10 protein-coding genes are annotated in these 10876 nt (G+C 56.2%); 7 read left to right on the top strand and 3 right to left on the bottom strand.

All coding sequences use genetic code 11. The features are described 5' to 3' along the window. Positions 1 to 4 precede the first annotated feature (4 nt). Complete coding sequence (locus tag QZ516_RS11740; RefSeq protein WP_297190022.1) at positions 5 to 1036, top strand: adenosine kinase; 1032 nt, start codon at positions 5 to 7, stop codon at positions 1034 to 1036. Here QZ516_RS11740 and QZ516_RS11735 read toward each other — a convergent pair. The 3 genes from QZ516_RS11735 to QZ516_RS11725 are packed head-to-tail and all read right to left on the bottom strand — an operon-like array spanning position 1028 to position 5085. Continuing rightward, entirely contained in the window at positions 1028 to 3538 is a 2511-nt protein-coding gene (locus QZ516_RS11735; RefSeq protein WP_297190020.1) for an EAL domain-containing protein, read from the bottom strand. The two genes, QZ516_RS11740 and QZ516_RS11735, sit on opposite strands and share 9 nt — an antisense overlap. 51 nt (positions 3539 to 3589) lie before the next feature. Continuing rightward, entirely contained in the window at positions 3590 to 4642 is a 1053-nt protein-coding gene (locus QZ516_RS11730; protein ID WP_297190017.1) for a DUF2333 family protein, read from the bottom strand. Then, on the bottom strand, positions 4639 to 5085 hold the full coding sequence (locus QZ516_RS11725; RefSeq protein ID WP_297190014.1) for a copper chaperone PCu(A)C: 447 nt from the start codon (positions 5083 to 5085) through the stop codon (positions 4639 to 4641). Before QZ516_RS11725 ends, QZ516_RS11730 begins: the two co-directional genes overlap by 4 nt. A gap of 197 nt (positions 5086 to 5282) precedes the next feature. Between QZ516_RS11725 and QZ516_RS11720 the strand changes: the two genes are divergently transcribed. From QZ516_RS11720 to QZ516_RS11695, 6 genes are all read left to right on the top strand, one after another. Continuing rightward, on the top strand, positions 5283 to 7013 hold the full coding sequence (locus QZ516_RS11720) for a protein-disulfide reductase DsbD domain-containing protein (RefSeq protein ID WP_297190011.1): 1731 nt from the start codon (positions 5283 to 5285) through the stop codon (positions 7011 to 7013). 272 nt (positions 7014 to 7285) lie between these two features. Further along, positions 7286 to 7726: a type II 3-dehydroquinate dehydratase gene (aroQ, locus tag QZ516_RS11715; protein ID WP_297190009.1), complete on the top strand. Its 441-nt coding sequence runs from the start codon at positions 7286 to 7288 to the stop codon at positions 7724 to 7726. A 33-nt stretch (positions 7727 to 7759) separates the two neighbouring features. Then, positions 7760 to 8218 (top strand): acetyl-CoA carboxylase biotin carboxyl carrier protein, encoded by a 459-nt coding sequence (gene accB, locus QZ516_RS11710; protein WP_297190006.1) that lies wholly within the window; start codon positions 7760 to 7762, stop codon positions 8216 to 8218. A gap of 25 nt (positions 8219 to 8243) precedes the next feature. Then, the gene (accC, locus tag QZ516_RS11705; protein WP_297190003.1) at positions 8244 to 9584 is read left to right on the top strand and encodes an acetyl-CoA carboxylase biotin carboxylase subunit; all 1341 of its coding nucleotides are present in this window, start codon (positions 8244 to 8246) and stop codon (positions 9582 to 9584) included. An 82-nt stretch (positions 9585 to 9666) separates the two neighbouring features. Then, positions 9667 to 10545, top strand: a complete 879-nt coding sequence (prmA, locus tag QZ516_RS11700) for a 50S ribosomal protein L11 methyltransferase (protein ID WP_297190001.1) — start codon at positions 9667 to 9669, stop codon at positions 10543 to 10545. 69 nt (positions 10546 to 10614) lie between these two features. Further along, positions 10615 to 10876: MJ0042-type zinc finger domain-containing protein (locus QZ516_RS11695; RefSeq protein ID WP_297189999.1), on the top strand; the 262-nt coding region annotated here is incomplete at its 3' end.

The raw sequence follows: 10876 nt of genomic DNA, 5'->3' as shown, positions 1-10876 counted from the left end.
ACTTATGAAAAAGAAATATCACGTCTATGGTATCGGCGCCGCGCTGGTGGATACTGAGATAGAAGTCACCGATAACGACCTGCAGCAACTCAGCATTGACAAGGGACTCATGACCCTGGTCGATGAGAAGCGCCAGTCTGAACTGGTGGAACAACTCTCGGATCACCTGACGGCCTGTCGCAGAGCGAGCGGTGGCTCCGCTGCCAACACCATCATTGCGGTTAGCTGTTTTGGTGGCAAGACATTCTACTCCTGCAAGGTGGCCGACGACGACAACGGGCGCTTTTACCTCGATGACCTGGGCAATGCCGGCGTGGATTATCACACCAACGGTGAACTGCCGAGCGGTATTACCGGTAAATGCCTGGTACTGATTACACCGGATGCCGAGCGCTCCATGAACACCTATCTGGGTATCAGTGAAACCCTGTCCGAAACCGAGCTGAATCACGATGCGATCGCACAGTCGGAATACCTTTATCTCGAGGGTTATCTGGTCACGTCGGACACCGGCCGCGCTGCCGCTATCCGCGCCAGGGAGATTGCCGAACAGCAGGGCGTCAAAACGGCCCTGAGCCTCTCGGATCCCGGCATGGTGGCTTTTTTCAAGGGCGGCTTGCAGGAAATGATCGGTGAGCAGGTCGATCTACTGTTTTGCAACAGCGACGAAGCCCTGGGCTGGACCGAAACGGACATCTTGGACACCGCCGCCGAAAGACTTCAGGCGATCGCCAAAACCTTTGTCATCACCCTCGGCGCGAAGGGGGCCCTGGTTTACGACGGCAACGCCCTGATCCCTATCCCGCCATACCCCGTGACCGCCGTGGACAGCAACGGTGCCGGTGATATGTTTGCCGGCGCGTTTCTCTACGCCATCACACAGGGTCACAGCCACGAGGTGGCCGGTCATCTCGCCAGCATGGCATCAGCCAGTGTGGTCAGCCAATATGGTCCCCGGCTCGATCACCAGCAATACCCGCATCTGCTCAACCTGCTCGACAATGACCATGTCGGCGCAGCGGCTGAATCAGGATAATTGGGCCAACGGCTGTGGGCGGGCAATCAGAAAGCCCTGGGCATAATCCACACCAATTTCCTGAAGCATCGATAACTGGGTATTGTTCTCGACGCATTCGGCAATCGTAGCAATGCCCATGATGTGCCCGAGGTGATTGATGGTACTGACCATGGAGTAGCCCACTTCGTTTAATTCCATGGTGCGGATGAAGCTGCCGTCAATTTTCAGGTAATCCACCGGCAGTTCCTTGAGATAACCCAGTGACGAGAGGCCGCTGCCAAAATCATCCAGCGAGAAATAACAGCCCAGGTCCTTGAGAGCATGAATCAGGTCCATGGCGCGGTCAAAATGCCTGATGGCAGCGGTCTCGGTCACCTCAAACTGCAGCTGTGAAGGACTGACACCGGTAGCCTCAAACTTGCCAATGATGTAATCCTTGAGATCCTCATCACTGATCGTGTTACCGGAGAGATTTACGGCGAAACGCTGGTCGGCCTTTGCACTCTTTTCCAGATAGGCAAATATATTGTTCAGTACCCAGCGGTCGATTTCTTCCACCAGACCATAATGCTCGGCAGCGGGAATGAATTTTCCCGGCAGAATGATGGAACCATCGCGGTCAACCATGCGGACCAGCACTTCATAGTGCCGAACTGCGGCCTTGTCCTGGCTGGCCACCGGCACAATCGGCTGGCAGTACAATACAAAGCGGTTTTCTTCCAACGCATCGGTAATCACGGGGATCCATTCAGCGAGACTGTGGCGCTCTGCCACCTCGGCGCTGCGATACTGGAAGTTGATTCGATTGCGCCCCGATTCCTTGGCCGCAGCACAGGACGTACCCGCCGCCACCAGCACATCAATTTCAGAAACGGTATCGCGGTCTATCACCTTGGCACCAATACTGGCACCTATCTTCAGGCGCCGCTCCTCCCAGGGAAAGCTGAACGCCTTGATTTGCCAGAGGAGCTGTTCGGCAACCTCCCGACTCTCTTCTACCGTACGATCATTCAGCAACAGTGCGAATTCGTCGTTGCCAATTCTGGCCACCACATCCCTGCTATCGGCCTGCTTTTCCAGCAATCGAGCAAACTGGCAGAGCAACTCATCCCCGGCATTGTGGCCACAGGTATCATTGATGACGGAGAAATTATAGAGGTCGATGTACAACAGGGTATGGGTACTGTCGTCGGCGTGCGCCACATCAATGGACCTCAGGATCTCATTCTCCAGATGGCGTCGGTTGGCCAACTGGGTGAGAGGGTCGTGGGTCGCCTGCCAGGTAAGACGGGTCGAGATCCGCCGCGCTTCACTGACAGAGCGAAATACCAATACGGTGCCAGTTACCTGATTGAGCCGGTTGCGCAGTGGTGTCGCTGTGGCCACCACCGGAAAAGGTTGTTGGCCCGGCACAGACAGCATCGCGTTATCGACAACGGAGACGGGCTTGCCGCGGGTCAGGGCCGATCGGCAGGGGGATTCCACCGGTTCACCGGACTCACTGAGCAAGGTCATCAGATCATCAATATAACGGTTGGGCTGGGGATCATTGATACCCAGCAGTTCCATACCAATGGGGTTGAGGTGTTCCACAAGGCCATGCCGGTCGGTCAACAAAATGCCGTCCACCACCTGACTGAACACCGTATTGATTAATTTGCGCTGATGAAACAGGGCCTCGAGGTTGGCCGACTGAAGCGTAATATCCTGAAACAGCAACACGTGGCAATCGCGGTGGGTGACGGAGGGAAAACAGCTCACTCTGAGCACCAGGTTTTCACCGTCTGCAGTAGCCCCTTCCAGGGCCGGACCCTGCTCCCTTCCATCTCCGCCCTCGAGTGCACCCTTGATATCATCGGCAAGCTCGGCATTAATGGTCGGCAGCAATACCCGCAACGGCCTGTTTTTTAGTTGCCCGACACTGTAACCGAACAGGGTTTCCAGGGGTTCGTTCCCATCCAGAATCAGATGGTGGCTGTCCAGCAACAGCAGGGGCACCTGGTCGGTGTCCAGATAGGCGGGAAACCGTTGACTGTCGGAAACCACTGCTCGCTGGGATTCCTTTTTGAGCACCGCTTTATCCAATGTTGCGTCAAAAGGCGCTTCATCGATCTGAATCAGGCAGCAGTGGCCAACGTCGGGTAATTCCAGTGGTGTAAAACTCACGCGATACAGGGGCAATTCGCGACGACTGCCCGCCATAACTGACTCGGTAAAATCGAGAAAATCCGGATTTTCCCGCTGACTCCAACGGGTACCGACTCCCTGAAACAGGGCCTCATCTATCGCCTGGGCAAATGGGCTGCCAACCAGTGCCGGGAACAGTGAGTCAAAAGCGCGCTGGGCGACATTTTCCGGCGACATACCGGTCCACTCTCCCAGCCATTGATTCCAGTACCGGATCACCAGGCGGCTGTCCAGCAACAACACGCCCAGGGTTTGGGTATTGAGCAGCACATCCTCAAGGCTGCGATCAGACAGGGCATCACGCCTGAACTCAGGTCGAATATCAACACTCATAGGTCGCAGGCACCATAGTCACTTTTGACGCTGTTGCCAGGAACAGCGCGATCAACCCTGATCAAGCAGGTCTCGCAAGTCGATAATCGAAGCATTTGCCCGGCTGACATAGGAGGCCATCACCAGTGAATGATTGGCCACCAGGCCAAATCCACCACCATTCAGCACCATGGGGCTATAGATTGCTTCCTGGCTCGACTCCAGCTCACGAATAATCTGCTGCAACCCGACCCTGGCATTTTTTTTGCGAAGCACCTCATCGAACTCCACCTCGATCGCCTTGAGCAGATGAACCAGCGCCCAGGTGGTACCCCTTGCCTCATAAAAGACGTCATCTAGCTCCAGCCAGGGCGTTTTAACGTTGACCTCGGCGGCCTGCCCGACGTCTGGTTCACTGATCACCGCTGTCTGATCCATGTTGATTCGCCGTTGGCCAACACTGGCACTGAGTCTCTGCGAGAGACTCCCCAGACGGGTTTCAACGGTACCCAACCAGTAGCGCAGACTGTCGGCACGCGGGTAGAATCTCGCGCCGGTACTGTCGTCAGGCAACCGTGCCAGATAGCTTTCGAGGTAGCGGATTCCGGCCCGGTACTCCGACTCCGTCGCAGGTAATATCCAGCTGTGATGGTCGAAGTTCAAACGGGGTTCTGCCAATGCCAGATCCCCGTCCTCAGTAGACTGGGAGCGCGACCGACTAAAGGCCTCCCGCATGGCCTTACTGAAATCACGCACCTGAATGATGACCCCGTACTCCCAGTTCGGCAGGTTATCCAGCCAAATTCCGGGCGGCGCAATATCATTGCTCAAGTACCCACCGCGCTTTTCCAGCAGGGTTTCAATCACAGCAATCAGGGTGGCCGTAGCGGTCGTTCCCGGGGCTTGGCGCTCAATGCGCTGAGCAGCATTGTCACTGACATCAAATAATGGTGGCTCTTTTGTCCAATACCACCCGATCAGGAAAACCACCAGAAGATATACACCCATCAACCACAGGGCCGTACGCCACCAGGGGAAACCGGTTGCAGAGGCTTCGGCGCGAAACTCCCGGGCATCATCGGCAATGCCATTGCGCCATGACTTGATCTTGTCGGTCATCTTCATCGGCCACCACCTTCTCGTAATACATCGCGCACAGGAACATTGAGTTGAACGTCAGGGCAGGCTTCAAACAACAGACTGAGGGGATACGCCTCCCCATCCACCAGAGGCGTCTGTAGACCAAACAGCATCAGGTGGTAACCACCGGGTTTCAGATCCACCTGGCTACCGGCGGGGATACGCAGCTCCGGAACCCGGCGCATGGACATGACACCGTCCTGATGGCTGTGCTGGTGAAGTTCAGTACGACTGGCAACCGGTGAGGCAGCGCCCAACAGGCGGCAGTCATGATCGTAGCCGTTCCGGATTGTCATAAAGGCCGCGGTAACCGTCTGCCCCGGAGGCAATCCGCGGATATAGGCTTCACTCACCAACAGCTCTCCGGCATTGACCTGGGCCATTAACAATATTGGAAAAATGACAAAATAACGTTTCAAAAATGACAAGTCGTTCTCTCCTGCTCAGAGTGACGACTATAACACTGCCATGGGTACCGGCAAATCACTCGCCTCTATCTCGCCGGCTCCGTACAATACGAACTGATTCCGCAAATGCCTGTCTCAAGGTCTACACACTGACGGCGGTGCTTCAATCCGCGTGCACAGGCCGCGATAAACGACCGCAACATTACAGAGAAGTCTGAATGCATCAACGGCTCCCCAGTATCCTGACAGTTTTGCTGTTGCTCGTCGCCTGCTTCGCCAGTGCAGAGCAGATCTTTCCCTCGTCGTCGTCATCCCCAGCCAACCTGCTGGGCGCCGATGCCACCTTCCTGCCCATTGAAGAGGCCTATCAGCTGGAGGTGTCTGCAGAGGGCGGACAACTGTCACTGGACTGGCAAATCGCGCCTGGCTATTACCTCTACCAACATCGCTTTCAGTTGCTTGACCGCAATTGGCAGCCGATTGAGACCAAGCCAGACTTTCCGGTGGGGAAACAGATCTATGACGAGTACTATGAAAGAGAGCTGACCGTTTACTATGAACAGGTCACCTTTGACCTGCCACTGAACCCCTCTGCTCGAACCCTGTTCATCGAATCCCAGGGCTGCGCCGATGCGGGACTCTGCTACCCACCCCGAACCCAGAAAATCACTATTGATCCGGACACCGGGGCCACATCCATCACCGATGTCGACTCAGCTGCCATGCCAGCGGAACCGCCCCCGGCGCGCGCGCCCGCCACAAGCCTTTATCTCATCCTGTTGTTTGCGCTACTGGGCGGCATCATCCTCAATTTGATGCCCTGTGTTTTTCCAGTACTCTCGATCAAGGCGCTGAGCCTCACCAGCCATCACCTCAGCTCCCACGGCCGGCACCTGCACGGTCTGGCGTACACACTGGGCGTTGTGCTCAGCTTCATAGCCATCGCGGGGCTCCTCATTGCACTGCGACAAACCGGTGAGGCAGTGGGTTGGGGCTTCCAGCTGCAATCACCGGTGTTTGTCGGCCTGCTGGCTTATCTTTTCATCCTGATGGGCTTGAGCTTTTCCGGACTGCTCACACTGGGTACGGGACTGATGAACCTGGGCCATTCCGCCACCACCGGCCACAGCCTGCAATCCTCCTTTATGACAGGCCTGCTGGCCACTGTCGTTGCCAGCCCCTGCACAGCACCTTTCATGGGAACAGCACTGGGCTTTGCACTGGTGCAGCCGGTCTGGATCGCATTGTCGGTATTTATGTTTCTGGGTCTGGGTATGGCGCTACCCCTGCTCTTGCTGTCCTGGTGGCCATGGCTGGGCACCCGGCTTCCCCGCCCCGGCCCCTGGATGGTAACGTTCAAGGAGCTCCTCGCCTTCCCCCTCTACCTGAGTGGCGCCTGGCTCCTCTGGGTACTGGGCAGGCAAGCGGGAAGCGACACGGTCATTGCGATGGTCACGGGCATTATCCTGATACTCTTTGCCCTCTGGCTGCTCAAACTGCGCAAAACGCCATTCACCCGACTGGTTGCCGTTACCGCCGTCATCATTGCCCTGATTCTCCCCTGGCAAACTTATCGGGGCAGCGGGGTACAGGTCACCCACTGGGAACCCTACACCGAAACGAGACTGCAGCAGCTGCTTGATCAGGGCGACGCCGTTTTCGTCAATCTCACGGCCGACTGGTGTATTACCTGTCTCGCCAACGAAAAAATGGCGCTGAGCTCTACGCGCATCACGTCGGCCTTTGCCGAGCAGCAGATCACCTACCTCAAGGGTGACTGGACCAACTACAATCCAGAGATCACCCGACTACTCAATCTGCATCAGCGATCTGGCGTCCCGCTTTATCTGTTTTACCAGAAAGGGCATCACCAGCCCGTGATTCTGCCCCAGCTACTAACGGAAAGCATCGTTATATCCGCTATATCGCCACATTTAGCCCAAAAATAAGCCATATTTCCCAGAAGTTGCAACATATAGCAAGAATTTGCTGCCATCCTCAGCCAACTACCGGAAAATGGCTATAAAACTGCCCGCGGGCCTTGGTATCAACACCGATAAAACAGTTATTTTCGTTAAACATGTGTCAAAAAGAAGCTAAAATCCGCAAAATATAAAAAATTGGACAGCTTTTCATTTTTGTTGCAGACTTCCACCCGTTGACCGGCCACAACAGCTGGTTTTTGTTAATTCTCTGATGACATCCCAGCGGCGGGGACATTATGGCCACCATACTGGTATTACACGGCCCCAACCTGAATCTCCTCGGCACTCGCGAGCCAACGCTGTACGGCAGCGAAACCCTGCAGGATATCAACCAACGGCTGACCGATCAGGCGGCAGAGCAGGGACACCACCTGCTGACACTACAGAGCAATGCAGAATACGAGCTGGTGGAACGGGTACACGAGGCCAGCAGGGAAGGGGTAAATTTTATTATTCTCAACCCTGCGGCGCTAACCCACTCCAGCATCGCCCTGCGCGACGCGCTACTGGCGGTTGATATCCCCTTTATAGAAGTTCACCTCTCCAATGTGCATGCTCGCGAAGCCTTTCGGCACCAATCTTTTTTCTCGGACATCGCCAGAGGCGTTATTTGCGGCCTGGGTGGCCAGGGCTATGCTCTGGCACTGCAAGCTGCACTGAAACAACTGGATACCTGATTCACACTTTCACACCATTTGGAGCAACCGCAGATGGACATTAGAAAAATCAAAAAGCTGATTGAACTGCTCGAAGAGTCCGATATTGGCGAAATCGAAATCAAGGAAGGCGAAGAGTCTGTCCGGATCAGCCGGAATGGCCCGGGTGTCATGTCGATGCCCATGATGATGCCGGCACAGATGCAGGCGCCTCAGCAACCTGCCCCGATGAGCCCGGCAGCAGCCACTGCCGAGCCGGAAGCACCTGCCGAACCCGCTGGCCACGCCGTCAAATCACCCATGGTTGGCACTTTTTACCGCTCGCCGTCACCCGGCTCAAGCGCCTTCATAGAAGTCGGCCAGCAGGTCAAGGCCGGTGAAGTACTCTGCATTGTTGAAGCCATGAAAATGATGAACCAGATTGAAGCGGATAAAGCCGGCACCGTTAGCGCCATTCTGGTGGAAGACGGTGAGCCCGTTGAGTTCGACCAACCCCTGGTCATGATTATTTGAGCCGTAGCCCACAGGAGCATCAGCAATGCTGAAAAAAGTGCTTATTGCCAATCGGGGCGAAATTGCACTGCGCATTCTGCGCGCTTGCAAGGAACTCGGCATTAAAACCGTGGCCGCCCACTCCAAGACCGACGTCAACCTGAAACATGTGCTGCTGGCCGACGAAACAGTCTGCATCGGGCCGAACCCGTCCAGCCAGAGTTACCTGAATGTTCCCGCCATCATCAGCGCCATGGAAATCACCAACGCCGATGCGGTACACCCCGGCTACGGCTTCCTGGCTGAAAATGCCGACTTTGCCGAGCAAGTGGAAAAAAGCGGCTTTATCTTTATCGGCCCCACCGCTGGCGTGATCCGCATGATGGGCGACAAGGTCGCGGCCATTGACGCCATGCGCAAGGCGGGCGTGCCCACCGTGCCGGGTTCAAATGGCCCCCTCACCGATGATGAAGATCGCAGCCGCGCTGTTGGCCTGGAAGTGGGCTACCCGGTGATCATCAAAGCGGCGGCAGGGGGCGGTGGTCGAGGCATGCGCGTGGTGCGCGAAGAAAGCGAACTGCTGAAAGCCATTCAGGTGACCCGATCAGAGGCAAAATCTGCCTTTGGCGATGAAACGGTTTACATGGAAAAATTCCTGGAATACCCCCGGCACGTGGAAGTCCAGGTACTTTCCGATGGCCAGGGCAACGCCATTCACCTCGGTGATCGCGACTGTTCACTGCAGCGGCGTCACCAGAAAGTACTTGAAGAAGCCCCGGCACCGGGCATTCCCGATGACGCGCGCCAGCAAGTACTGGAAGCCTGCGTCAACGCCTGTGTAAAAATTGGCTACCGGGGGGCCGGCACATTCGAGTTTCTCTACGAGAACGGGCAGTTCTTCTTTATCGAGATGAACACCCGGGTTCAGGTGGAGCACCCGGTCACCGAAATGATTACCGGGGTCGATATCGTCAAACAGCAACTGCTGATCGCCAGTGGCGAAAAACTCAGCCTTCGCCAGGACGATATCATTTTTCGCGGGCATTCCTTCGAATGTCGCATCAACGCAGAAGATCCCGTTACCTTCATGCCCAGCCCCGGCAAAATTACTGCCTACCACCCACCCGGCGGTAACGGGGTGCGCGTCGACTCCCACATCTACGCGGGCTACACCGTTCCACCCTATTACGACTCGCTGGTCGGCAAGATCATCACTTACGGCCAGACCCGGGAAGCGGCCCTGTCACGTATGGCCAACGCCCTCGACGAGCTGCATATCGAGGGGATCAAAACCAACATTCCCCTGCAGCGGGATCTGGTCTGTGATGCCAATTTTCGCAAGGGCGGGGTGAACATTCACTATCTGGAAAAAAAGCTCAATCTCTAGAATAACTCTCGGGATATCACTGAACTTTCAGCCAGCTTAACCAAGCCCCGTATACCGGGGCTTTTTGTTCCACAGAGGTCATATGCCCTGGCTACAATTGATCATTAACAGTTCACGCCAATCTGCCGAAAGCATTGAAGATGCCCTGCTGAATAGCGGCGCCGTCTCGGTTACCTTCGAAGACAATGCTGACCAACCCATCCTGGAACCCGCCCTGGGAGAAACCCCTCTGTGGCAGCAAACCCGGATTACCGGCCTGTTCGATGCCGGAATATCCACTGAGCGGGTGACCCATCAACTGACGGAGCAGCTGGGCGGCCAACGGCCTGATTACCGCTGGTCACCACTGGAAGATCGCGATTGGGAACGGGAGTGGATGCAACACTACCAACCCATTCGCTGCGGCAAACGCCTGTGGATTTGCCCAAGCTGGCTCGCACCACCGGAACCCTCATCAATCAACATGCTGCTGGACCCCGGTCTCGCTTTTGGCACTGGCACACACCCGACCACCTTTCTCTGCCTGCAATGGCTCGATGGCATTGAGCTGGCCGGAAAAACCGTCACTGATTACGGCTGCGGTTCCGGCATTCTGGCCATTGCTGCCCTGCTACTCGGCGCAGACTCGGCCAACTGCATTGATATCGACCATCAGGCACTGCTGGCGACCGCAGACAACGCCCTGCGCAATAAGCTGGCACCAGAAAAGGTACTGACCTACCTGCCGGAACAGGCACCACAGGTCGCCACCGATCTGGTCATCGCCAATATCCTGGCGGGGCCACTCGTATCGCTGGCACCGAAACTGAGCGCGCTCACCCTGTCCGGTGGTGCCCTCTGCCTCTCCGGCATCATTGATACTCAGGCCGACGAAGTCATGTCTGCCTATGCGCCCTGGTTTGATTTCGACCCCCCTGCCAGCCGGGAACAATGGGTCAGACTCACCGCTATCAAGCGTTGAGTCATACCGCTAAACTAGGACCTGTTAACAGGCCCTAGCCCGACACAGGCGATTTTCCGGCAACCAACCATGAACGAAATCATCACCCGCTGCCCCAGTTGCTCACTTTCTTTCCGGGCAATGCCGGCCCACCTTCAGGCCGCCAATGGACTGGTTCGATGCGGCGCCTGCCTGATGGTGTTTGACGCGCGGGAAAACCTCGTCGACGGGTCCCTGGCTGATAGCCATGCCAATCATGCACCCCCCGATCAGAACGATGACGCCAGCAATCCTATAGAACAGGAACAGGAACAGGAACAGGAACAGGAACAGGAACAGGAACAGGAACAGG

It is taken from the genome of uncultured Porticoccus sp. (assembly GCF_913061305.1).
Lineage (GTDB): Bacteria > Pseudomonadota > Gammaproteobacteria > Pseudomonadales > Porticoccaceae > Porticoccus.
This window is presented reverse-complemented; position numbering and strand designations above follow the sequence as displayed.

Excerpts from the sequence above, each read along its gene's own strand:
- QZ516_RS11740 (WP_297190022.1), top strand. The coding sequence starts at position 5 with ATGAAAAAGAAATATCACGTCTATGGTATCGGCGCCGCGCTGGTGGAT.
- QZ516_RS11735 (WP_297190020.1), bottom strand. The coding sequence starts at position 3,538 with ATGAGTGTTGATATTCGACCTGAGTTCAGGCGTGATGCCCTGTCTGAT.
- QZ516_RS11730 (WP_297190017.1), bottom strand. The coding sequence starts at position 4,642 with ATGAAGATGACCGACAAGATCAAGTCATGGCGCAATGGCATTGCCGAT.
- QZ516_RS11720 (WP_297190011.1), top strand. The coding sequence starts at position 5,283 with ATGCATCAACGGCTCCCCAGTATCCTGACAGTTTTGCTGTTGCTCGTC.
- aroQ (WP_297190009.1), top strand. The coding sequence starts at position 7,286 with ATGGCCACCATACTGGTATTACACGGCCCCAACCTGAATCTCCTCGGC.
- accB (WP_297190006.1), top strand. The coding sequence starts at position 7,760 with ATGGACATTAGAAAAATCAAAAAGCTGATTGAACTGCTCGAAGAGTCC.
- accC (WP_297190003.1), top strand. The coding sequence starts at position 8,244 with ATGCTGAAAAAAGTGCTTATTGCCAATCGGGGCGAAATTGCACTGCGC.
- prmA (WP_297190001.1), top strand. The coding sequence starts at position 9,667 with ATGCCCTGGCTACAATTGATCATTAACAGTTCACGCCAATCTGCCGAA.